At 58.6% G+C, this 23968-nt stretch carries 23 protein-coding genes; 3 read left to right on the forward strand and 20 right to left on the reverse strand.

Annotation, left to right across the window (positions count from 1 at the left end; genetic code table 11):
* Positions 1-8: 8 nt before the first annotated feature.
* From KBY08_RS24140 to KBY08_RS24160, 5 genes are read right to left on the reverse strand one after another with little or no spacing between them, the layout of a single operon-like run.
* On the reverse strand, positions 9-3206 hold the full coding sequence (locus KBY08_RS24140; protein ID WP_024641656.1) for a pilus assembly protein: 3198 nt from the start codon (positions 3204-3206) through the stop codon (positions 9-11).
* Positions 3193-3690: a PilX N-terminal domain-containing pilus assembly protein gene (locus KBY08_RS24145; protein WP_024641657.1), complete on the reverse strand. Its 498-nt coding sequence runs from the start codon at positions 3688-3690 to the stop codon at positions 3193-3195. The genes KBY08_RS24140 and KBY08_RS24145 overlap by 14 nt, the downstream gene beginning before the upstream one ends.
* Before the next feature lie 11 nt (positions 3691-3701).
* Positions 3702-4409, reverse strand: a complete 708-nt coding sequence (locus tag KBY08_RS24150) for a PilW family protein (RefSeq protein ID WP_004409697.1) — start codon at positions 4407-4409, stop codon at positions 3702-3704.
* Positions 4406-4921 (reverse strand): type IV pilus modification protein PilV, encoded by a 516-nt coding sequence (pilV, locus tag KBY08_RS24155; protein WP_024641659.1) that lies wholly within the window; start codon positions 4919-4921, stop codon positions 4406-4408. The genes KBY08_RS24150 and pilV overlap by 4 nt, the downstream gene beginning before the upstream one ends.
* The gene (locus tag KBY08_RS24160; RefSeq protein ID WP_003403528.1) at positions 4921-5394 is read right to left on the reverse strand and encodes a GspH/FimT family pseudopilin; all 474 of its coding nucleotides are present in this window, start codon (positions 5392-5394) and stop codon (positions 4921-4923) included. Before KBY08_RS24160 ends, pilV begins: the two co-directional genes overlap by 1 nt.
* 131 nt (positions 5395-5525) lie before the next feature.
* On the opposite strand from KBY08_RS24160, the gene KBY08_RS24165 reads away from it, so the two are divergent.
* Entirely contained in the window at positions 5526-6026 is a 501-nt protein-coding gene (locus tag KBY08_RS24165; protein ID WP_011266582.1) for a GspH/FimT family pseudopilin, read from the forward strand.
* Positions 6027-6032: 6 nt separating this feature from the next.
* Here KBY08_RS24165 and ispH read toward each other — a convergent pair whose 3' ends face one another.
* From ispH to murJ, 6 genes are all read right to left on the reverse strand, one after another.
* On the reverse strand, positions 6033-6980 hold the full coding sequence (ispH, locus tag KBY08_RS24170) for a 4-hydroxy-3-methylbut-2-enyl diphosphate reductase (protein ID WP_003408433.1): 948 nt from the start codon (positions 6978-6980) through the stop codon (positions 6033-6035).
* Between the two features lie 58 nt (positions 6981-7038).
* On the reverse strand, positions 7039-7515 hold the full coding sequence (locus KBY08_RS24175; RefSeq protein WP_003318786.1) for an FKBP-type peptidyl-prolyl cis-trans isomerase: 477 nt from the start codon (positions 7513-7515) through the stop codon (positions 7039-7041).
* Entirely contained in the window at positions 7508-8014 is a 507-nt protein-coding gene (gene lspA / locus KBY08_RS24180) for a signal peptidase II (RefSeq protein ID WP_011266581.1), read from the reverse strand. Before lspA ends, KBY08_RS24175 begins: the two co-directional genes overlap by 8 nt.
* Positions 8007-10838 carry an isoleucine--tRNA ligase gene (gene ileS, locus KBY08_RS24185; RefSeq protein WP_024660298.1) on the reverse strand — a complete coding sequence of 944 codons (2832 nt, stop codon included), beginning with the start codon at positions 10836-10838 and terminating at the stop codon, positions 8007-8009. Before ileS ends, lspA begins: the two co-directional genes overlap by 8 nt.
* A 20-nt stretch (positions 10839-10858) precedes the next feature.
* Positions 10859-11785, reverse strand: coding sequence for a bifunctional riboflavin kinase/FAD synthetase (gene ribF, locus KBY08_RS24190; protein ID WP_024639443.1), 927 nt, complete (start codon positions 11783-11785; stop codon positions 10859-10861).
* A 132-nt stretch (positions 11786-11917) separates the two neighbouring features.
* Entirely contained in the window at positions 11918-13456 is a 1539-nt protein-coding gene (gene murJ, locus KBY08_RS24195; RefSeq protein ID WP_003403539.1) for a murein biosynthesis integral membrane protein MurJ, read from the reverse strand.
* A 250-nt stretch (positions 13457-13706) separates the two neighbouring features.
* On the opposite strand from murJ, the gene rpsT reads away from it, so the two are divergent.
* Complete coding sequence (gene rpsT / locus KBY08_RS24200; RefSeq protein WP_003344603.1) at positions 13707-13985, forward strand: 30S ribosomal protein S20; 279 nt, start codon at positions 13707-13709, stop codon at positions 13983-13985.
* A 294-nt stretch (positions 13986-14279) separates the two neighbouring features.
* Here rpsT and KBY08_RS24205 read toward each other — a convergent pair whose 3' ends face one another.
* The 6 genes from KBY08_RS24205 to rplU all read right to left on the reverse strand — a co-directional run bounded on the left by KBY08_RS24205 (position 14280) and on the right by rplU (position 19585).
* Positions 14280-15341, reverse strand: a complete 1062-nt coding sequence (locus tag KBY08_RS24205) for an acyltransferase family protein (RefSeq protein ID WP_003403540.1) — start codon at positions 15339-15341, stop codon at positions 14280-14282.
* A gap of 480 nt (positions 15342-15821) precedes the next feature.
* The gene (locus KBY08_RS24210; protein WP_024660299.1) at positions 15822-16292 is read right to left on the reverse strand and encodes a CreA family protein; all 471 of its coding nucleotides are present in this window, start codon (positions 16290-16292) and stop codon (positions 15822-15824) included.
* Positions 16293-16317: 25 nt separating this feature from the next.
* The gene (gene proB / locus KBY08_RS24215; RefSeq protein WP_003403542.1) at positions 16318-17436 is read right to left on the reverse strand and encodes a glutamate 5-kinase; all 1119 of its coding nucleotides are present in this window, start codon (positions 17434-17436) and stop codon (positions 16318-16320) included.
* 89 nt (positions 17437-17525) lie between these two features.
* Complete coding sequence (gene cgtA / locus KBY08_RS24220) at positions 17526-18749, reverse strand: Obg family GTPase CgtA (protein WP_002551973.1); 1224 nt, start codon at positions 18747-18749, stop codon at positions 17526-17528.
* Positions 18750-18965: 216 nt separating this feature from the next.
* Positions 18966-19241, reverse strand: a complete 276-nt coding sequence (rpmA, locus tag KBY08_RS24225) for a 50S ribosomal protein L27 (RefSeq protein WP_002551972.1) — start codon at positions 19239-19241, stop codon at positions 18966-18968.
* A 32-nt stretch (positions 19242-19273) separates the two neighbouring features.
* On the reverse strand, positions 19274-19585 hold the full coding sequence (gene rplU / locus KBY08_RS24230) for a 50S ribosomal protein L21 (RefSeq protein WP_002551971.1): 312 nt from the start codon (positions 19583-19585) through the stop codon (positions 19274-19276).
* Between the two features lie 239 nt (positions 19586-19824).
* Between rplU and KBY08_RS24235 the strand changes: the two genes are divergently transcribed.
* Positions 19825-20793 (forward strand): polyprenyl synthetase family protein, encoded by a 969-nt coding sequence (locus KBY08_RS24235; RefSeq protein WP_003344609.1) that lies wholly within the window; start codon positions 19825-19827, stop codon positions 20791-20793.
* Positions 20794-20939: 146 nt separating this feature from the next.
* On the opposite strand, the gene KBY08_RS24240 is transcribed toward KBY08_RS24235, so the two are convergent.
* The 3 genes from KBY08_RS24240 to selD are packed head-to-tail and all read right to left on the reverse strand — an operon-like array spanning position 20940 to position 23872.
* Complete coding sequence (locus KBY08_RS24240) at positions 20940-21704, reverse strand: sulfite exporter TauE/SafE family protein (protein WP_024651290.1); 765 nt, start codon at positions 21702-21704, stop codon at positions 20940-20942.
* A 33-nt stretch (positions 21705-21737) separates the two neighbouring features.
* A complete protein-coding gene (gene mnmH, locus KBY08_RS24245; RefSeq protein WP_024660300.1) occupies positions 21738-22838 on the reverse strand; it encodes a tRNA 2-selenouridine(34) synthase MnmH in 1101 nt (366 codons plus the stop codon).
* Positions 22838-23872: a selenide, water dikinase SelD gene (gene selD / locus KBY08_RS24250; protein WP_024660301.1), complete on the reverse strand. Its 1035-nt coding sequence runs from the start codon at positions 23870-23872 to the stop codon at positions 22838-22840. Before selD ends, mnmH begins: the two co-directional genes overlap by 1 nt.
* Between the last annotated feature and the right edge of the window lie 96 nt (positions 23873-23968).

Below are 23968 nucleotides of genomic sequence, written 5' to 3' on the forward strand. Positions count from 1 at the left end.
TAGTTTCCCTATTGGATTTGTCGCCACATGATGCGTTGGAAGACGTTCGCACTGCCGCCCTTCTCATTAATCTTGGTGGGCGTGCCGCCGCTGGAGTCAATCACGTACTTGTTATCGTTGGCCCCATTGGTACCGGCAACGATAGAAGCCACTACCGGGATACCAGTACCGATACCGAGACCGCCAATGATCAAATCCGAAGAGTTGATATCGCCGTCATTATTGGTGTCCAGTACCTGGTAATTAAGCATGCTGCCAGTCGCGGCGTTCAGCTCGAACAAGCGCCCGGTCCCGGTGCTTTCGCAGGGGTCGGTAGAGTTGACGGCTGCCGTGGTGAAGATGATACGACCGCGAGAGGTTTGTGCCGGATAGATAATCCGCTCGCCGACATAAGGGGCCGTGGTTGCCAACGGCAGGTACCAGCCTTTCTTGGTGCCCCAATCCACATCATTGGAAGTCGTGGTGTAATACGTATTGCCACTTCCGACTACCGTCCCGTTAATGGCCTGAGGCTGCAGATTGGCCTCAACGATGTTGCCTGAACCGTTGTCGCCATCCCAGATGGCATAGAAATCCTGCAACGAGCTGGTCTGCTTGTCCGCGGTTTCGCTGAATTTCCCGGTGCCGAAATACACGATCTTGCCGTTGAGTGGATGGTCCAGCAACAAGGGCTGAACGGTAATCGACTGACTGGCCCCTTGAGGTGCAGTGAACAGGGGTGAGCCATTGAAAGCGACTTTCCAGCTGGATGCTGCGGCCCCGCTCATGTCGAACTTCCATAGGCGGCCCTTGAGATCGCCCGCATAGGCTGCTTGAACGACATTCTGCGAATTGACCCGAAGTTTCACCGAAGACAACCCGTTATCCGTTTCGCTGCCAATGACCGGAGTCGGAATTTCGGCAATGAACTGTCCGGTGTTGGCGTTGAGTACATACAGGGACGCCCTCCCGGTAAAACTGCCATAACCATTGCCAACGACAACGATCCCGGTGCCATCGGCCATACGCGCTACATCCGGCTTGGAGTAGGTGTATCCAAGGTTGTTGAACTTGTTGTTGGTGTCTGAAGTGTCGGGAGCCTTGACCTCCCACAATGCCCCGATGCTGTCTGCCGAACCTTCGAAAAGCTTGATCGCAAAAAAAGCCTTGCCGCCAGCGCCCAGCCCGGAATACGCCACCGTGCGCCATACACTCCCTGCGGATGCCTGCGTATCGAAGACTGCAATCTGACCATCCACCGTAAAACGGTGAACGCCGGAACCGTAGGAAGAGGATGAAATGGTCGCCAATGAACTCAGAGACGTAGACGGCATATACGCGTATTTACGCGCACCGGAGCTGGCGTCGATCACGTTGAAGAAGCCATCGTTGGCGTTGGCCAGCAGACTGGAACTCATGTTGCTGGACTTGGCAGAAAGGTACGTCGTGTAAGTGGTGTCGCCGAGCAAATCAGACGCCGTCTTCTCTGTCGGCAGCCCGGCCCCCAATGATGAATTGACGATATCGCCCAAGAGTGTGGCACGAGTACGAAGCTTGGCATTGGCCGTGCCTTTGGCCCAGGCAATAACCTCCGCGCCGGTCACTCCGGTGGGCAGCGTAGCGGTAAAGGCATCGCGTTGCGCCTGCGTGAAATTCAGAAAATCCAGGGTGATTTTCGTCGGTGTCGCCGCTGTGCTCCATGACTCGAAAACAGGCGCCTTGGTGCTGCTGGTGATCGTGGTATCAGTGGTCCAGACAGGGGCGCTCAGCGCTCCTGTCGTAGCGTCCAGATTGTAAGCCTTGATCGTGCCATGCCAGTCCGTCGGGTCATAAAGCGTCTGATAGAAGCGGCTGCCCGCCTGAAGGGTGGACGAGTTTGCCACGCCACCGCCGCCCGAACCGGCCTTGGCATAGATATCGCTCAATGCGAGGTTCAAGGCGTTGTTCAAACCGGCACTGTCATTGGTCTGGAAATACTTGCCGTGCCCGTGATTATTGTCGGCAGCGTCTATCAGCATCTGGTTGGCGGCTGTGAAACCAATGGTGTAGGTAGTCATGTTCTGTTGAGAGAAGCCGTCTGTATCCCAACTTTTCTTGGTCAGGTCAGTGGCAGGTGTACTGCTCGCTCTTCGCATGTCGATGTCATAGGCGAACTTGGCGAGGTCGTCCAGATAAAGCGTATCGCCCTCACCATCACCATTAAGATTGGCCCCGTCATTGGCCGCATTCAAGTCCCAATTGGGCAGCGAGCGGGAGGTATTGAGTACATCCTCCGGATCGTTGCTCGGGAACGTTCGATCGTACGTCGGCAAGCCGTCAGTAATCACCACGCCAAAGTTTTTCTGGCAGCGGTACTGTATTGGGCTGGTGTAGGTTTCCGGTGCACCGTTATAGCCGTAAAACGGAGTCATGCCCCGAAAGTAGCGGGTTATCTCATAGTACGTTTCAGCCAACGGCGTATTGGAGTCGCCTCGCAGTGCATTGATGGCCGTATTGAGGGCGGTAACATTGTCGTTTGCATCACGCTGGCTGACACCGCCGTTGTTGTAAGGGTTACTGGCAACAGGGGACAGGTCTGCAACAGGTCTGGAAATCTTCCCTCCACGCCCGGGGTCAGCGTTGGTCGGCGGGTTGAACCCGGCCAGACCGATTCTCAGGGATTTGTTGTTTTCAACCAGCTTCAATGAAACGTTGCGCGCGACGTTGATACGGTAATCGTTGGGAATGATGTTGTTGACGGTGAAGTCTTTGGTAGTAGTGTTGGCGGCCCGCGTCAAGTCAACCAGATAAGAAAGGTAATCTGCAGTGTAGCGAGTGGTGCTCTCGTTACCGGCCGGATCGGGCAACTTCAGGCAGTAACCCACGTTGTCACGCGCAACGTAGGTGTAATCGCTTCTGCACGTGTAGGGCCCGGCAGAGTCCAGCGAAAGCGTATCGTCGCCCTGAATGGAAACGCCTCTGCAGTTAAGAAAACCGCATGACCCTGGCTGCGCATAGATAATCGACGGACGATTGGTCACCGTCGGATCAAAGCCGGCTGCCCAGATGATGTTGTACATACTCCCGGAGTTATCCACCAGCAGCATCAGGTTAGGCGGCACGGCCGACGCACTGAGCAAAGGTACTTGTGCTGGCGTAAACGCATACACGGGCGTAAGGGCATAAAAAGCCAAAAGCGCACCGCCGAGATACTTCAGGCTGCGACGGAGTTTCTCAGCAATTGGCATAAATACTCTCCAGCACCGTGCGCGACGTGCCTTGAATAGCGACTGATGTCACGCGATAGAGCGTTACTGTTCCGGTACAGATCGGTGGCCGATTCACAGGTGTTGCAGTGGTCCCCAGATTCTGTATACCGTAGAAACCGCCTGCCGCAGCGATCCAATTAACCCCGGATGCGCCTACCCCAGCCGTCGTCAAAGAAGTGGATTCCGCAGGCGGTGCACAAGATGCAGTTGTACACTTGGCCATGGTAAAGCCCGTCATCTTGATCGAAGACTCTCCCAACCTTAATGCCGCTTCGGCCTTCTGGAAGGATTGATTGCGCAGGGTGACGCTGCCCGCCATCTTTTCCTGCAGCGTGGCGTTCTGCATGGAAGAGATACCCAGCAGAGTGAGCAGCAGCAGAAACACCAGACTGACCAGCAACACCATACCGCCCTGCCGTGCAGGGAAAGCCTGTATCGATTTGAATCGCACGATCCTGTTCATGCCCGGCCCGTTCAAAAGCGATTACGCAAGTAAGCGACAACATTGTACTTTTGAGACTTTACGATGCCGTTCTGCCCATCCTGCAGCGTCAGGCTGATACGCACACTGCGCACAGCGTCGGCGTTGGCCTTGGTAACAGCCGTGGTATAGGACATCGGGTTACCCGTCATGCCGAAAGAAACACTGAAGTCCGCGACGTTCTGCAACAGCGGCTGCGGAGTGCCGTCCGTGCCATATTTTATGGTCAAGTCTGTTCCGCTGAGCGTGTAGACCAACTGCCGCAACGGAAAGGCCGTCTCCCCCGTAGCCGGCGCACGAGTACTGGCGTAAAGCTGCGTCTTGGACTGACAGTCTGAAACGATGGTCCAGGTGGGCGTACTGCCTGTGGTCCCTACGTCGGCAGTCACCAGCGTCAGCGTCCTGCTCGGATTATCCCAGAGAATTGGAGTATCCAGTGCGATCGGCCACGGGATAGCAGGAGATACAGGCGTGTAGTTTTTGAAGCTCAGGCAGCCATACATGCCGGTCATCCTGATTTCCTGAATCAGTTTGCTCAGCAGGAAACGCGCATCCTCCTGCATCCGCGCTGCGGCATTCTGGCTCTGGTAGGTGCCTCTGGCCGCCGTGAATATCTGCACGATACCCAGGCTGACCACCAGCCCCAGGACCAGCGCCACCATGATTTCGACCAGGCCGAAGCCTCTGGACAGCTTTCTCATGGGTTGACCCCGATCCGCGAGGTCAGCGTAAAATTCCGGTTGGTCGGGCTGCCGGTCGTGTTTCCGGTTGCCTGATTGCTCGATCCCGCAGCCCTTGTGTCGCTCCAGCCGACGTTAATGGTCACCTCCGGAGCCCCGGTGATATCAATGCTGCCGGTACCGCTCGAGCCTGCAAAGTTGATGATGTTGCTTCTGAAATCAGACAGATCCTGCGCTCTGGCATCGTTCGGATTGGCCGCTGGCGCCGCATCCAGATTCGCCAACGCATAAGTCGCCAGCACGTTGGTCGACCCGTTGGCACTGGCATTACCATCAACATTGGCGCGGATACGATCCATCATGTCGTAAGCAATGAAGCTGGCCTGACTGCTCATGGTCGCGCTGTCGGTGTACTTGAGCGCGTTGAGCTGAATGGCCGCCGCGCCCAGCAGGCCGATGGCCAGAATCAATACCGAGACCAGCACCTCGATCAAAGTCATACCGATCTGGCGATGTCGGGTTTCACCGGCCATCAGCAGCCTCCACCCAGGGTGATCCGACCGGTCAGACAGACCTTTATGGTTTTGCTAATGGTGCCTCGGGTGTAGGTCATGGTCACCGCCGCAGCCGGGGCAATGAGCGCGCCCAGGTTGTTGAAATCAATTGCCGTGGCATTGTTATCGGCCACCAGCGTGGCACCGCTGCTCATGGCCGCCACTTTTCGCAGCGCCGTAGGCGTCGTCTGAGTATCGGAAACCAGATACACCTGCAATTCGCTGGTCCACGCCGTACCGCTGGTCGGCGCAATACGCACTGCCACTCCCCTGTTTATCGCCTCGAGTCGCGCATAGTTGAGCGCCCGCTGCAAATCGCTGAGCTCGGTATCGGCCTTGTTGCTCTGGATGGAGCTGGTGAAATTCGGGATAGCGATAGCCGCCAGGATGCCCACCAGGGACACAGTGACTAACAATTCGATGAGGCTGAATCCCTTGGCTATATGACGCATTGAGTGTCTCCTAGACGTTACGACTATAAGGCAGCAACGCCGCTGGAAAATCCATAGCGGGACGTACGGTTGTTTTGCCACGACGAACGCCCGCAGGGTGCTGAAACGGCGGTTTCCAGGGAGGAAAGCATATGAAGCATGCAGGATTCACACTGATCGAATTATTGATCGTCGTTGCACTGGTGGCCATTTTGGCCAACGTCGCAACACCGTCTTTCAAGGAACTCATCGATTCCAGCCGCGGGCTTGCAACCGCCCGGGAGCTGGCCAGCGGCATTCGCTCGGCGAGAGCGGCCGCAGTCACACGCAATCAGATCGTTACGCTTCATGCCATCGAGAACGACTGGAGCAACGGCTGGCGGATCATACTCGACGCGGATGGCAAAGGTCCCGACGAAAACGATCCGGTGCTGATAGAACGCGCCAATAGCAGCACGGCGCGAGTGGTCGATAACCGCAAGCGTGTAGAGGAAATCAGTTTCAACGGTCTGGGGACGTTGCGGCGCAGGACCGCCAGGACGTTGCACGTATGTGCCGCAGATCAGCCGGTGAGCAACTATCGGGTGATAGTCGCACCGGCCGGGCGCGTGAGGGTCGAGGACACGAAAATCGATGCAGCACTGTGTGGCTGAATAGCCTCAGAGCAGCGACTTGACGCGCAATTCCTTGGGCATCGAGAAGGTGATGTTCTCCTCGCGGCCGGCAAGCTCATCCGCACCAGTGGCGCCCCAGGCCTGCAATTGCTGGATCACGCCGCGCACCAGCACTTCGGGGGCCGAAGCGCCCGCAGTGATGCCGATACGCTCTACCCCGTCGAACCAGCCCCGTTGCATGTCTTCGGCGCCGTCGATGAGGTACGCCGGAGTCGCCATGCGCTCGGCCAGCTCGCGCAGGCGATTGGAGTTGGAGCTGTTCGGGCTGCCCACCACCAACACCACATCGCATTCGTCGGCCAGTTGCTTGACCGCGTCCTGACGGTTTTGCGTGGCGTAGCAGATGTCATCCTTGCGCGGCCCGCCAATGGCCGGGAAGCGCGTGCGCAAGGCATCGATCACCCGGCTGGTGTCATCCATGGACAAGGTAGTCTGGGTCACGAAAGCCAGGGCTTCAGGGTTGCGCACCTGCAGGCTGGCAACATCCTCTTCGTCCTCGACCAGATAGATCGCACCGCCGTTGGCGGCGTCGTACTGGCCCATGGTGCCTTCGACTTCCGGGTGACCGGCGTGGCCGATCAGGATGCACTCGCGGCCGTCACGGCTGTAACGGGCAACCTCGATGTGCACCTTGGTCACCAGCGGACAGGTAGCATCGAAGACTTTCAAGCCACGGCCTGCCGCCTCGGTACGCACAGCCTGGGAGACACCGTGGGCACTGAAGATAACGATGACGTCATCCGGCACCTGATCCAGCTCTTCAACGAAGATCGCACCGCGAGAGCGCAGGTCTTCGACGACAAATTTGTTGTGAACTACTTCATGGCGCACATAAATCGGCGGACCAAACACTTCCAGAGCGCGATTGACGATTTCGATCGCGCGGTCCACTCCGGCACAAAAGCCGCGGGGGTTGGCGAGTTTGATTTGCATGCGGTGCCTCATGGTTGGTACGGGGTAGCCCGGCCTGAGCCGGGCTTGACGGCGAAGGTCAGGAAGCCAGAATCGCCTTCACTTCGAAGATTTCCACTTCAAAGCTCAGAGTCTTGCCTGCCAGCGGGTGATTGAAGTCGATGGTGACCTGCTCGTCATCGAACGCTTTCACCACGCCGGGCAACTCGGTATTGGCGGCGTCGTTGAAGATCACCAGCAACCCTTCGGACAGTTCCATGCCCACGAACTGCGAGCGTGGCATGATCTGCACGTTTTGTGGGTTGGGCTGACCAAAGGCGTTCTCCGGCAGAATCTCGACGGTCTTTTTATCGCCCGCCTTGAAACCGAAAATCGCCATTTCGAAGCCGGGCAGCAGGTTGCCGTCACCGACCTTGAACGTGGCCGGGGCCTTTTCGAAGGTGCTGTCGACGGTATCGCCGTTTTCCAGACGCAGGGCGAAGTGCAGAGTGACCTGCGTGTTCTGACCGATGCGCAGCTCGTCAGACGAGCCTTGAGTCGAAGATTGCTCAGTCATTGACGGTCTCTCCGGTTTTCTTGCTCTTGAACATGTCCAGCGCCAGCATGACTGCGCCGACGCTGATCGCACTGTCCGCGACGTTGAATGCAGGGAAGTACCAGCGGTTCTGCCAGTGAACCAGGATGAAGTCGATCACGTGGCCCAGCACGATACGGTCGTAGAGGTTGCCCAGTGCGCCGCCCAGTACCAGCGCCAGTGCAACGGCCAGCCACGTGTCGTCACGACCCAGGCGTTTGAGCCAGACGACCAGCACGGCGCTGACCACCACCGCGATCAGGGCGAACAGCCAGCGCTGCCAGCCGGCACCGTCGGCCAGAAAACTGAAGGCGGCACCGGTGTTGTAGGCCAGGGTCCAGCTGAACAGGTCGGGAATCACGATGATCTGCTGATACAGGCTCAACGCGTTCTCGAAGTAATACTTGCTGGCCTGGTCAATGACCAGAACCAGCACGCTCAACCACAGCCAGGCCAGACGGCCAAACGAGGCGTTAGGCATAGTGACGGACCTCGCCTGCACCGCTGATGTTGTCTACGCAACGACCGCAGATTTCCGGATGCTCGGGGTTGACCCCCACATCCTCGCGGTGATGCCAGCAACGGGCGCACTTGGCATGACTGGACTTGAGCACTTTCAGTTTCAGCCCGGCGACTTCGGTGACCACGGCATCGGCTGGCGCGGACGCGAGCGGCGCCACACTGGCTGTCGAGGTGATCAGCACGAAGCGCAGCTCGTTGCTCAGCTTCGACAGGTCAGCCACCAGCGACTCCTCGGCATACAGGGTCACTTCAGCCTGCAGGTTGCCGCCAATGGCCTTGGCAGCGCGCAGGTTTTCCATTTCCTTGTTGACCGAGGTCTTCACCGCCATGATCCGCTCCCAGTAGGCGCGGTCCATGTCGAAGTCGGCCGGCATTTCGGTCAGGCCTTCGTACCAGGTGTTGAGCATCACCGATTCGTTGCGCTCGCCGGGCAGGAACTGCCACAGCTCGTCGGCGGTGAACGCCAGGATCGGCGCGATCCAGCGCACCAGCGCTTCGGAGATGTGGAACAGTGCCGTCTGGCAGGAACGACGCGCAGTGCTGTTGGCCGCCGTGGTGTACTGACGATCCTTGATGATGTCGAGGTAGAAACCACCCAGCTCCTGCACGCAGAAGTTGTGGATCTTCGAGTACACGTTCCAGAAGCGGTATTCGCCGTAATGCTCTTGCAGCTCGCGTTGCAGCAGCAGCGTGCGATCCACGGCCCAACGGTCCAGCGCGAGCATTTCCTCGGCAGGCAGGATGTCGGTCGCCGGGTTGAAGCCCGTCAGGTTGGAGAGCAGGAAGCGTGCAGTGTTGCGGATACGACGATAAGCGTCAGCGCTGCGCTGCAGGATCTGGTCGGAAACCGCCATCTCGCCGGAATAATCGGTCGCCGATACCCACAGACGCATGATGTCGGCACCCAGCGAATCGTTGACCTTCTGTGGCGCTACCACGTTGTTCAGCGATTTGGACATCTTGCGGCCGTTCTCGTCGACCACGAACCCGTGGGTCAGCAGCTCGCGATACGGTGCGTGATCGTCCAGCATGCAGCCGGTCAGCAGTGAGGAGTGGAACCAGCCGCGATGCTGGTCCGAGCCTTCCAGGTACAGGTCGGCACGCGGACCGCTTTCGTGGCCCATCGGGTGCGAACCGCGCAGCACATGCCAGTGCGTGGTGCCCGAGTCGAACCAGACGTCCAGGGTGTCGGAGATCTTGTCGTACTTGCCGGCCTCTTCACCGAGCAACTCGCTGGCGTCGAGCTTGAACCAGGCCTCGATGCCTTCTTTCTCGACACGCTGCGCCACTTCTTCCATCAGCTCGACGGTACGTGGGTGCAGGTCGCCGCTTTCCTTGTGCAGGAAGAACGGAATCGGCACGCCCCAGTTGCGCTGACGCGAGATGCACCAGTCAGGACGGTTGGCGATCATCGAGTGCAGGCGCGCCTGCCCCCATGCCGGAACGAATTCAGTGTCTTCGATGGCCTTGACCGCACGCTTGCGCAGGGTCTCGCCGCTTTCAGGCTGCTTGTCCATGCCGACGAACCACTGCGCGGTGGCGCGGTAGATCAAGGGCGACTTGTGGCGCCAGCAGTGCATGTAGCTGTGGCTGATGGTTTCGGTGTCCATCAGGCTGCCGACTTCGACCAGCTTGTCGATGATGTTCTGGTTGGCCTTGAAGATGAACTGGCCACCGAAGAACTCCAGCGACTCGACATACACACCGTTGCTCTGCACCGGGCTGATGATGTCGTCGTTGCTCAGGCCATACTGTTTGCAGATAGTGAAGTCGTCTACGCCATAGGCAGGCGAGCAGTGAACGATACCCGTGCCCGCACCCAGCTCGACGTAGTCAGCCAGATAGACGGGCGACAGGCGGTCGTAGAACGGATGGCGGAAGTTGATCAGCTCAAGCGCCTGACCGGTAATGGTCGCGATGACGGTGCCTTCCAGCTTGTAACGGGCCAGACAGCTTTCGACCAGTTCGGCGGCCAGTACCAGCAGCTTGTCGCCGACATCGACCAGCGCGTATTCGAATTCCGGGTGGACGTTCAGTGCCTGGTTGGCGGGGATGGTCCACGGTGTGGTGGTCCAGATCACGATGGACGCAGGCTTGCCCAGCGACGGCACGCCGAACGCAGCTGCCAGTTTCGCTTCGTCGGCGATCGGGAACGCGACGTCGATGGTCGAGGACTTCTTGTCCTGATACTCGACTTCGGCTTCAGCCAGTGCCGAACCGCAATCGAAACACCAGTTGACCGGCTTGAGGCCCTTGAAGACGAAACCGCCCTTGACCATCTCGGCCAGCGCGCGGATTTCCCCGGCTTCGTTGGCAAAGTTCATGGTCAGGTACGGATTGCTCCAGTCGCCCAGCACGCCGAGACGGATGAATTCGGACTTCTGGCCTTCGATCTGCTCGGACGCATAGGCGCGGCACAGCTCACGCGTACGGTCGGCAGAGAGGTTCTTGCCGTGGGTCACTTCGACCTTGTGTTCGATCGGCAGACCATGGCAGTCCCAGCCCGGCACATACGGGGCATCGAAGCCCGCCAGGGTCTTGGAACGCAGGATCATGTCCTTGAGAATCTTGTTGACCGCATGACCGATGTGAATATTGCCGTTGGCGTACGGAGGACCGTCGTGCAGAACGAACTTGGGACGATCCTTGCCAATCTCGCGCAGCTTCTGGTACAGGCCAATGCTGTCCCAGCGCTGCAGAGTTTGCGGCTCGCGCTGGGGCAGGCCGGCCTTCATAGGGAAGGCGGTGTCCGGAAGGTTTAGCGTGGCTTTATAGTCAGTCATTTCAGGCTCTTGTTTAGCGGTTAGCCATGCCAATGGGCACGGGCGGCGGCGACGTCCGCATTGATCGCCGTCTTGAGCGCCTCCAGTGAGGCGAAACGCTGCTCATCACGCAGCTTGTGGTGGAAAGCCACCGTCAAACGCCGGTCATAAAGATCGCCGGCAAAATCCAGAAGATGCACTTCAAGGTGGGCACTGCCATCACCGGTGACCGTCGGGCGCACACCGATGTTGGCGACCCCCGGCCAGGTTTTGCCATCGATGTCCGTGCTGACCAGATAGACCCCGCTCAGCGGTACACGACGACGCTTGAGTTGTACGTTGGCGGTGGGCGTACCCAGCTGGCGCGCCAGCTTCTGGCCGTGCAATACCCGCCCGGCTATCTGGAACGGACGACCGAGCATGCGCTCGGCCAGGGCAAAGTCCGACGCAGCCAGAGCCTTGCGCACCTTGGTGCTGCTGACCCGGATGCCATCTATTTCAACGGTCTGCGCCGCTTCTACGGTAAAACCATACGTCGTACCGGCCTGTTGCAGGAAGTCGAAGTCACCGACCCGGTCGAAGCCGAAACGAAAATCGTCGCCCACTTCGAGGTGCTGGACACCGAGGCCGTCGATCAGCACGGTCTCGACAAAACTTGCCGCGCTGAGCTTGCACAGACGCTGATTGAAGGACAGGCACAGTACCCGGTCAACGCCTTCGGCACTCAGCAGCTCGAGCTTGTCACGCAGACGGGCCAGACGCGCCGGCGCCGTCTCGGGCGCAAAGAACTCACGTGGCTGCGGCTCGAAGATCACCACACAACTGGGCACACCCAATTCGACGGCACGCTCGCGCAGACGCGCCAGGATAGCCTGGTGGCCGCGATGAACGCCGTCGAAATTGCCAATCGTGGCGACGCAGCCCCGATGTTCGGGGCGCAGGTTGTGAAGGCCTCTAACCAGCTGCATAACGCACTTCTTGCTCATAAAGTGGCCGATTATAACCACACACGGCCGTGGACGACAGGCAACACACCAAGACCGGATGAAGGTTCTCGGCGTGTGGCGACAAAAACCGAAGGTCAACCCCTGCAACGCGCCCTACATAATGGCTTTGCGGGCGAAATCCCGGAGGCGGAAGCCTAATAAAAGAAGCATGGCGAAATAGGTCACGACGCCGGCTGCAACCAGCGCACCCAGACGCAGAAAACGCTCCAGCATGTGACCTTCGTCCCACGCCGGCATGACATGCATAAGCCCCAGCAGCACCGCCGACATCACCGCGACGGCAATCACCAGCTTGAACAGGAACTTCGTCCAGCCTGGCTGCGGCTGAAACAGATCCTGCTTGCGCAACTGCCAGAACAGCAACCCGGCATTGATGCACGCCCCCACACTGATCGCCAGCGCCAGACCGGCATGCTGCAAAGGCACGATGAAGGCCAGGTTGAGCAGTTGAGTCACTATGAGGGTGAAGATCGCGATTTTCACCGGGGTGCGGATATTTTGTTGAGCATAAAAACCGGGGGCCAGCACCTTGATCAGGATGATCCCCAGCAAACCGACCGAATAGGCGACCAGCGCACGCTGGGTCATGGCCGCGTCGAGCGCGTCGAATTTACCATACTGAAACAACGAAACGGTCAATGGTTCGGCGAGCAGCCCGAGCGCCAGGGTGCAAGGCAGGACCAGCACAAAACACAGCCGCAGGCCCCAGTCGAGAATTCGCGAATATTCCTGGCGATCCCGTTGCGCATAGGTTTTGGACAGTATCGGCAGCAGAATCGTACCCAGCGCCACACCCAGCACACCGGAGGGCAGCTCCATCAAGCGGTCGGCGTAGTACATCCATGACACCGAGCCAGCGACGAGAAACGAGGCAAAGATCGTGTTGATGATCAGAGAAATCTGACTGACAGAGACGCCAAGGATGGCGGGCAGCATCTGCTTCATTACCCGCCAGACCCCGGTGTCGCGCAGATTCAGGCGCGGCAGCACCAGCATGCCGATCTTTTTCAGGTGCGGCAGTTGGTAAAGCAGCTGCAGCAGGCCGCCCACCAGAACCGCCCAGCCCAGCGCCATGACCGGCGGATCGAAATACGGCGTCAGGAACAGCGCGAAGAAAATCATGCTGACGTTGAGCAGCGTAGGCACGAACGCCGGCACCGAGAAACGGTTCCAGGTATTGAGGATCGCCCCGGCCATCGAGGACAGGGAGATCAGCAATATATAAGGAAAGGTCACCCGCAGCAGGTCCGAGGTGAGGGCGAACTTCTCCGGGGTGTCGACAAAGCCGGGCGCGGTGGCCCAGATCACCCAGGGCGCAAATATCACTCCGAGCAGTGTCACCAGCGCCAGCGCAAGGGTCAGCAGCCCGGTGACATACGAAATGAAGGTACGCGTCGCCTCCTCCCCCTGCTGGCTCTTGTACTCGGCCAGGATCGGCACGAATGCCTGGGAAAAGGCACCCTCGGCGAAAATACGGCGCAGCAGATTGGGCAGCTTGAAGGCGATGAAGAACGCATCCGTGGCCATTCCGGCACCGAAAGTGCGCGCGATGATGGTGTCGCGGACAAAGCCCAGAACCCTGGAAACCATGGTGATAGAGCTGACGGCGGCGAGTGACTTGAGTAGATTCATTGAAAGAGTTGTGCGCCTTGGCAAAGGATGGGCGATTAAGCCAGCCATTTATGCGATACTTCGCGCCGCAAAAACGCCCGAAGCAAAGGCCGCGAGTTTACAGGTCACAGGCCGGAAATAAATCCTCCAGTCAAATGTAGCAACCACTCAGCGGAACACCTTAACTGCCCTTGACAAGACTTCAACTCATCGGCATGATTCGCGGCCTATTTTGTTTGCTATTTCACAAAGTCTTTCGAGGAGCTCGACGGTGGCCAACACACCTTCCGCCAAAAAACGTGCAAAACAGGCTGAGAAGCGTCGCAGCCACAACGCCAGCCTGCGTTCCATGGTTCGTACCTACATCAAGAATGTAGTGAAAGCCATTGACGCAAAAGACGCAGAAAAAGCGCAAGCCGCTTATGTTCTGGCTGTTCCTGTTATCGACCGTATGGCCGATAAAGGCATCATCCACAAGAACAAGGCTGCTCGCCACAAAGGTCGTCTGAACGGTCACATCAAGGCTCTGAGCCTTGCTGCTGCAGCCTAAGCGACACGCTGGTTAAAAAACCGACCTCAGGGTCGGTTTTTTATTGCCTGCTTGAAAGCCGCCTCGGCCCAGGCATCTCACAGATCATTGCCGGTCAAGCCGACTGGCCCGCCAAACAGCGGGTAGGGTATGGCGACAACGGCTTCAATGCTTTGAGCAAGACTGCGCAGAGCACTCATGTGCCGATGGGCAGACCGTAACAGTTGCACCGACAGCGGACACAAGGTTGCTCAAATCCCGCCTTCTGAGCTCACTACAATAAACATACCCACTGCCTGAGTTTTAGCGCATCGGTCATTTCTGCCCAGCAGATAAAACACTGGCAACTTTTTTACCCACCCTGATGAAGGGCTTTTCAACCCACTCAAACATGAAAAACGCCAACACGATGCTTGCAGCGATCGACAGAATGAACACCCCTGCCTTTTCAACCATCGGTGCATTGCCAGGAATGATTTTAATCAGGAACATCATCAGGGAATAATGAACAAGATAAAGCGAATAGGAAATATCACCGAGAAAAATCAATAGCCTGTTACCCTTCACTTCAGCGCGATAACCGAGCATCACAACCGACGACACAATAATTAATGCCAGCCAAAAACCGCCACGGAGACCGAAGTCTTGCCACCCCAAAAGGCAGGCACTTATTATCGCCAACAGAAGAGCCAACTGCATAAGCCTTCGCCCCGACAGCGACAGGTCGGGCAACCTGTTCGCGAGCATTAACTCAGCCAGCATCATGCCGGCGATGAATTCGAAAGTGATGGTATTGCTAATAATCTTAATCCAGGCCTGCCATACGTGCACCACAACAATATCGGGCGAGGCCTGTGATGAAAAATCAAAATGACCATTGTAATACAGCTGAAATCCTACCGAAGACACCAGAAAAACCAGCGCGCAGACGTAGCTGCGGTAGCGATAGCTGATACTCATTGAAATAGTGAATACAAGGTAGAACACAACCTCATAGGTGAGGGTCCAGGGCGGTCCGAGCGCGCTGAATCCAAACGACGGCGCCACGAGACTATAGTCCTGCAGACAAAAATAGAGACTGCATATCATCTGATCGAGGGGTTTTTCAGGGTAAACAAACAGGTAGGAAAGCAGCCACACCACAAAAAAAGCCGGCCATATACGAAAGAGGCGCCTGATCACAAATGATATCGGCCTTTCAGGGGACTGATAAGTGATCAACGTCATAATGAAACCACTCACAATAAAAAAAATATCCACGCCCAGCAAGGCAGGTATATGATCTATCCAGTCGCCGCCCAAAAAAAACGAATTATGCCCAACGACAACAAGTAATGCAGCGAATCCACGCAAGTACTGCAATGAGATCATTCTCATGAGTGCCTACCCTCTTGATACGCCGAAGCCTCCAATGAGTAAATTTTATTCAGCGTGATCATTAAGTAATAGCGTGCTTACCCCCACCAGCCGGCTATTACGAACTGGCCACATCAAACCACTTCGTTCATCAACCCGTCTACTGACAGAAATAACAGGTAGGCCGTTTTTTCAATCCGCGGCCGCAAGGCCGATGTTATTTGCCAGACGACATGATTCAGCCGTCCGCACGAGCTTCGGAATCAGAGGCAAGAGGCTGGAAGTAAGACGACATGCGCATGGGTGCTTTTTTGAGACGAAAAAGAAGTGCATCCTGATGGACCGGGCATCAGCAGTGGCAGTAGCGCACTGCCACAACGCATAAGCCCAAGCCGGGATGCACTCTTTACCGCACAGAACTGCGAACAACCGATGCAGAGCGCCACCACAACGCCCTGACATGGCAACTCCCCTCAGCGTGGACCTCAGCATGGAGGAGGATCAAGGCGCTGGCGCGGTTGTCCATGGCAAAATCGGAATGGCGGTCACGGCATTCTGCGGGCTGCCTTCGATGACCCGGTCGCTGTAGACCAGGTACACCAGTGCATTGCGCTTCTTGTCGAAGAAACGCACCACCTGCATGGTCTTGAAGACCAGCGAAGTACGCTCCTTGAACACCTCGTCGCCGTCCTTGAGGGTTTCCTTGAAGCGGATCGCCCCGACCTGGCGACAGGCGATGGACGCCTCGGCACGGTCTTCGGCCAATCCCAGACCACCCCTCACACCGCCCGTCTTGGCGCGTGACAGGTAGCAAGTCACCCCGTCCACCTTGGGATCATCAAACGCCTCGACCACGATTCGATCGTTGGGCCCGACCATCTTGAACACGGTCGACACCTGACCGATCTCTTCGGCCGAGACCAGCACCGGCACCAGCAACGCGGCCGCCAATAAACCTTTCATGAAGCGCATCAACGATTCCTTTTGCAGCCTTGAGTCAGACGAGGATCAGGTTATCCCGATGAATCAGCTCGGGCTCGGCCATATAGCCCAGCTCGCGCACGATGGATTCGGAAGAGTGACCAATGATTTTCTGGGCTTCGATGGCACTGTAGTTACTCAGCCCACGAGCGATCTCGCGACCGTCCTGGGCGACGCATACCACCATCTCGCCGCGCCGGAAGCTGCCCTGGACCAGTTTGACGCCCACCGGCAGCAGGCTTTTCTGATCCCTGGCCAGCGCCGCAACAGCGCCATCATCCAGCACCAGCGTACCGCGGGTCTGCAGATGACCTGCCAGCCACTGCTTGCGTGCTGCGAGCATGCCGCGCTCCGGGGACAGCAGCGTACCCAACCGCTCACCACCCTTGAGCCGCGCCAGAACGCGCTCGATGCGCCCGCCGACGATGACGGTATGCGCACCGGAACGCGCCGCCAGTCGCGCTGCACGCAACTTGGTCTGCATGCCGCCGCGACCCAGCGCACCGCCGGTACCACCGGCCACTGCATCCAGCGCCGGATCATCGGCACGCGCTTCGTAAATCAGCTGCGCCTCCGGGTTGTTGCGCGGATCGGCGTCGAACATGCCGTCACGGTCGGTCAGGATGACCAGCAGATCAGCTTCGACCAGATTGGCAACCAGCGCCGCCAGCGTGTCGTTGTCGCCAAAACGGATTTCGTCGGTGACCACTGTGTCGTTTTCATTGATGACCGGCACAACCCCAAGCTCGACCAGCGTGCGCAGGGTGCTACGGGCATTCAGGTAGCGCTTGCGATCCGACAGGTCATCGTGAGTCAGAAGGATCTGCGCGGTATGTCGGCCATGCTCGGCGAAGCTCGATTCCCACGCCTGCACCAAGCCCATCTGACCAATCGCCGCAGCAGCCTGAAGCTCATGCATGGCGCTGGGTCGGGCCGTCCAGCCAAGACGGCTCATGCCGGCAGCCACCGCCCCGGAAGACACCAGTACCAGCTCGACACCCGCCTCGTGCAGCGCCACCATCTGCTCCACCCAAACACCCATGGCGTTGCGATCCAGACCCTTGCCATCCGCCGTCAGCAAGGCACTGCCAATCTTCACAACCCAGCGCTGGGCGCCCGTCACTTTGCTGCGCATCTTCTTCCAACCCTAGCCAGAGATTTTCAAATTCGGGATACAAAAACGCCGCTAACAATCGTAGCGGCGTTCAAGTTTACTTCAAGCGATCAGTCACGGACGTAAATGATTTCCGGACCATCTTCATCGTCCACATCTTCTTCATCCCAGTCATCGTCACCGATGTCATGCACGCTCTTCACGCCACTGCGACGCAGGGCACGCTGATCGTCCAGTGCCTGCAACTGGGCACGGGCTTCGTCTTCGATGCGCTGATCGAGCTCGGCCAGCTCTTCGGCGTAACCAGGCTCTTCGGCGATACGCTGGCTGCGCTCTTCAAGGTAACGCATGATGTCGCGGGTCAGTTGCTCGGTGCCTTCTTTGGCAATGGCAGAGATCACGTAAACCGGGCCGGTCCACTCCAGACGATCGACGATCTCCTGCTTGCGCGCTTCCTGCTCCTCTTCGAGAATCTGATCGCACTTGTTCAGCACCAGCCAGCGATCACGCTCGGCCAGCGACGGGCTGAATTTCTCCAGCTCGTTGACGATCACTTCAGCCGCATCCGGAGCACTGCTTTCATCCAGTGGCGCCATATCGACGAGGTGCAGCAACAGACGGGTACGCGCCAGGTGCTTGAGGAAGCGAATCCCCAGGCCCGCGCCGTCGGATGCACCCTCGATCAGACCTGGAATGTCGGCAACCACAAAGCTTTTCCAGCGATCGACACTGACCACGCCCAGGTTCGGCACCAGCGTGGTGAACGGATAGTCGGCAACCTTCGGCTTGGCCGCAGACACCGAACGGATGAAGGTGCTCTTACCGGCATTTGGCAGACCGAGCAGGCCGACGTCGGCCAGCACTTTCAGCTCGAGCTTGAGATCACGCTGATCACCCGGCTTGCCCGGTGTGGTCTGGCGCGGAGCGCGGTTGGTACTGGACTTGAATCGGGTGTTACCCAGACCGTGCCAGCCGCCCTGCGCAACCATCAGGCGCTGACCGTCCTTGGTCAGGTCACCGATGATTTCCTGAGTAGTGGCGTCGATGATGGTGGTCCCGACCGGCACACGCAGCACCAGCTCTTCACCCTTGCGACCGGTGCAGTCGGCGCTGCCACCGTTGGAGCCGCGCTCGGCGTCGAAGTGGCGGGTGTAACGGTAGTCGACCAGCGTGTTCAGGTTGACGTCGGCGACCATGAAGATCGAGCCGCCATCACCACCATCACCGCCGTTGGGACCACCGTTTTCAATGAATTTTTCGCGACGGAAGCTCATGCAACCGTTGCCGCCATCACCGGCTTTTACTCGAATGGATACTTCATCTACAAATTTCATAACGCACGCCTCCCGCCACAGGGACGAGCAGAACCACATAAATTACATAAGACTCTTGCAAAAATGAGCGTTGCGATACCGATCAGAAACCAGCGACCCCATGGGTCAACATCACAACAGCCCGCACAAACAGTTTTGCAAGAGACTCACCTGCCTCTCTACCTCTACAAACAAAAAAGCCCCGTCGCAAGACAGGGCTCTTAAGCTACTGCGTGATTACGCTGCGGAGACTTCAGTCTTCGGAACGATGCTCACGTAGCGGCGACCGAAGGCGCCCTTGACCTGAAACTTGATCACGCCTTCCACTTTCGCGAACAGGGTGTGATCTTTACCCATGCCAACGCCGTAGCCAGCGTGGAATTGGGTGCCGCGCTGACGCACGATGATGTTGCCAGGGATGATAGCCTGGCCGCCATACATCTTCACGCCAAGGCGTTTGGCTTCTGAGTCGCGCCCGTTACGGGTACTACCACCAGCTTTTTTGTGAGCCATGAGTCAATTCTCCAGTTGAGGATTAGGCTGAATTAAGCCTGAATACCTGTAATTTTGATCTCGGTGTACCACTGGCGGTGGCCCATACGCTTCATGTGGTGCTTACGACGACGGAACTTGATGATACGAACCTTATCGTGACGACCTTGCGAAACCACTTCAGCCACAACGGTAGCGCCAGCAACAACGGGAGCACCGATATTGACGTCGTCGCCATTGCCAACCAGCAGAACGCGGTCAAACGTGACGGATTCGCCAGTAGCGATTTCCAGTTTTTCAATTTTCAGGTATTCACCTGGGGCGACTTTGTACTGCTTGCCACCGGTAACAATTACTGCGTACATGGTATTTCTCCGAAAATCCTGCTCACCCAGCTCTTTATAAGAAGAGTATCGGCTGGCATGGCTGCATGGGGCTGGAACGGCCCGTCTGCATTGCGTAAGGCAGGTGCTGCCCAGGAAAGTTAGGGTGCGCGATTGTACGCAAGGCATTCGCGTGTTGCAAGAGGCGGCTCGTCATACCTTGACACGCTCTACCCCGCGACCTAGCATGCGGCGCAACCTATCCGGAGCACCTGTCGCTGATGCAACCCCAAGCCTTCTACCGCGCGGTGGCGGACGACTTTAGTGCCGTTGACCTTATCATCAAAAAGCAACTGACGTCGCGCGTACCGCTGGTCTCGAAAATCGGTGATTACATCACGTCGGCAGGTGGCAAGCGCCTGCGCCCGTTGCTGGTGCTGCTGTGTGGCAAGGCACTGGGTCGCGAAGGCGATGATGTTCGCCTGCTCGCCGCTACCATCGAATTCCTGCACACCGCGACCCTGCTGCATGACGACGTGGTCGACATGTCCGGCATGCGTCGTGGTCGTTCCACCGCCAACGCGCTCTGGGGCAATGCGCCCAGCGTATTGGTGGGCGACTTCCTTTATTCGCGCTCGTTCGAAATGATGGTCGAGCTGGGCTCGATGGAAGTCATGAAAATTCTGTCCAAGGCAACCCGCATCATCGCCGAAGGCGAAGTGTTGCAGCTCTCGAAGATTCGTGACGCCAGCACCACCGAAGAAACCTACATGGAAGTGATTCGTGGCAAGACAGCCATGCTGTTCGAAGCCTCGACGCACAGTGCCGCTGCCCTGTGCAACGCCCCCCAGGAACAGAGCGAAGCACTGCGCACGTTCGGCGACCATCTGGGTGTGGCCTTCCAGCTGGTGGATGACCTGCTCGACTACCGTGGCGATGCCGAGACACTGGGCAAGAACGTCGGTGACGACCTCGCCGAAGGCAAGCCGACCCTGCCGCTGATCTACACCATGCGTGAAGGCAGCCCGGAACAGGCCGCGCTGGTTCGTCAGGCGATCCAGAAAGGTGGCCTGGAAGATCTGGAAAGCATCCGCAATGCAGTGGAAAGCGCCGGTGCCCTCGATTACACCGCACAGCTGGCCCGCGACTACGCGGCCCGCGCCATTGCCTGCCTGGACGCGCTGCCGCCCAGCGAGTACCGCGACGCACTGGTCGAACTGAGCGAGTTTGCGGTCGCCCGCACGCACTGACATTCGCAGCAGTCAAAAGCCCGTCCAGCGACGGGCTCGGCAAATGGCAGTCAGCGCGTAATCCTTCATCCTCTCCTGCATGAAATCCGGAAAACACTGAATCCTCAGTGCAAGCCGCGTATGCCCGCGATACAGCGCATGACTGATCAGCCTTTTATCAGCAGATGCAGCCCCAGCAGGCCCATGCCGATAAAGAACACACGCTTGAACAGCACTGCGCTGATTCGCTGGCGCAGCCATTGCCCCAGCAGCATGCCCAACAGGGCCGGAATCAGCGCCAGCGTGGAGGCGCCCAGCTCTGCGCCGCCCAGCGCGCCGTTCCACGACAACCCCGCCGCCAGCGCAAGCGTCGAGACGGTGAAGGACAACCCCAGCGCCTGGACCAGTTGGTCGCGCTCAAGGCCCAGCGCCTGCAAATAAGGCACCACGGGAATCACGAACACCCCGGTGGCCGACGCGATCACCCCGGTAATCAAGCCGCACAGCGGGCCCAGCCAGCGCTCGGCAGCGGCGGCAACCCTGAAGGTCGGCAGGAACAACCCGCTCAACGCGTAGAGAAACAACGCGCCACCCAACGCGCGGGTCATTGAATGACCGCCACTCATGCCCAGCCAGAACGCCCCGGCCAGCGTGCCGATGAAAATCATGCTCAGCATCGGCCATAGCCGCTTCAGCAAAGGCCGCAGGCTCCCACCCGTCGCCAGTTGCCAGACGTTGGTGAATGTCGACGGGATGATCAGCAACGCCGCAGCCTGCGCCGGCAGCATGGCCAGCCCCAGCAACCCCATTGCCACCGTGGGCAAGCCCAGACCGATGACACCCTTGACCGTTCCGGCCAGCAGAAAGGTGCCGATCACCAGCGCCGAAAGGCCCCAGCCCAGGGTTTGATAGAAGTCGAGAATCGAGTGCATGGCGTCCTTTGCCAGATGGATAGAGGTCGAGGCTTAACGTTGCTCAGAGCGCTCGCGCAGATAGGCCAGCACTTGCGTTTGATCACCTGCGAATTCGATACGCGCCGCTTTGTGTTCGCGCTGGTAAGCGTACATCGGATCGTAATACTCGCCGAGCAACCCTTCGATCCAGCCTCGGTGCAGGTCAACCGCACCGCTACGCTGCTGTTCTTCCAGCGCCGCCTGCATCAGGTCCGACAGGCGCTGATGACGCTCGCCGCCCAGACGTTTGTGAATATTGTTCAGGCTTTGCAACAAACGCTCGGCGAACAGGCCAAAGCCCTGCTCTTCGCCCTTGACGGTGATGAACTCTGCGCAGAGGTTGATCACGTAGTCCTCGAGAATGCGCTCGACGCGGTTCTCGAAGCTGTCTTCCAGCCAGACCATCGGGCAGCCCTGCATCGCCTGGTGCAGTTCCAGCGGCACGTTGCAACTGCCAACCAGACGGCTTTCATCTTCCACAACGAATTGCTCGATACCGGCTGCGCGCTTCTTGAGCAGGTCGATGGCCAGGCGGTTCTCGAAGTCGATCTGCGCCGGCTGCCCGGTGGCACGCTTGCCGAAGCTGGAGCCGCGGTGATTGGCGATGCCTTCCAGGTCCACGCTATTGCGCAGTTGCGTCAATACTTCGGTCTTGCCCGTGCCGGTCATCCCGCCGAGCACGACAATAGCGCATTCGCTCACCGCCTCGTGCAGGGTATCCAGCAGGAACGTGCGCATCGCCTTGTAGCCGCCAAGAACCCGCGGGTAGTCGACCCCGGCATCCTTCAGCCAGCGCTGCACGGTCTGCGAGCGCAGCCCGCCGCGAAAGCAGTACAGGTAGCCGTCCGGATTGGCTTTAGCGAACTCGATCCACGCATTGACGCGTTCATCCTTGACCTGACCGCAGACCAATTGATGCCCGAGCTGGATAGCGGCGTCCTGACCGTGTTGCTTGTAGCAGGTGCCGACCTTTTGCCGCTCGATGTCATTCATCAGCGGCAGGTTGATCACGCCAGGGAAAGCCCCCTTGGAAAACTCCACCGGAGCCCGAGCGTCCATCATCGGCACGTCGTTGAGAAACAGTGCACGGTAGTCGCTGCTGTTGTCGGCCATCAGAACACCTCGACGGCGTGGGTCTGTCGCTCGTGCAGGGTGCCGATAGGGGTGAGCAGCAGCCCCAGTTCGGCGGCCACGATCAGAAACTCGGCTTCACCTTCAGGGCTGACCGCGACCAGCAGACCACCGCTGGTCTGCGGATCACACAACAGATCACGCTGGGCATCGCTCAGTGCGCCGATCCTGTCGCCGTAACTTTCAAAATTGCGCAATGTGCCGCCCGGCACACAGCCCTCGGCAATGTAGTGCTCGACGCCGGGCAGACGCGGTACAGCAGCGTAGTCCAGACGTGCGGTCAGACCTGCGCCGTCAGCCATTTCAACCAGATGCCCGAGCAGACCGAAGCCGGTGACATCGGTCATTGCCTGCACCCCGTCGAGCTTGCCGAACCGGCTGCCCGGCTTGTTCAGGGTACACATCCAGTCACGCGCCAGGCCGATGTCCTCATCGCGCAACTTCGATTTTTTCTCGGCCGTGGTGAGGATGCCGATGCCCAGAGGCTTGGTCAGGTACAAGGTGCTCCCCGCCAGGGCAGTGTCGTTGCGCTTCATGTGCTTTTTCTGCACCACGCCGGTCACCGCCAGACCGAAGATCGGCTCCGGCGCATCGATGGAATGCCCGCCCGCCAGCGGGATACCGGCAGCGTCGCAGACGGCACGACCACCGCGAATGACTTCACGTGCGACCTCTGGCGGCAGGATGTTGACCGGCCAGCCGAGAATGGCGATGGCCATCAGCGGGTCGCCGCCCATCGCATAGATGTCGCTGATGGCATTGGTCGCGGCGATACGGCCGAAGTCGAACGGGTCATCGACGATGGGCATGAAGAAGTCCGTGGTCGAGACCACGCCGCGCTCGTCATCCAGCGCATAGACCGCCGCGTCATCACGCGAGGCATTGCCAACCCAGAGTCTGGGGTCAAGGTTCTGAGCGCCGCTACCAGCGAGGATCACGTCCAGCACCTTGGGGGAAATCTTGCAGCCACACCCTGCTCCGTGACTGTACTGGGTCAGGCGGATTGGCTCATTCATCGCGACACTCTCGGTTACCGGGAAACAGGCTGTGGAGTCTAGGGGCTGTTCCCTTATCAGCGCAAACCGCGTCGTGCGCCGGTCGCGCATTCGGGC

The sequence above is a fragment of the Pseudomonas sp. P135 genome (assembly GCF_020312125.1).
GTDB classification, from domain to species: Bacteria; Pseudomonadota; Gammaproteobacteria; order Pseudomonadales; family Pseudomonadaceae; genus Aquipseudomonas; species Aquipseudomonas fragariae.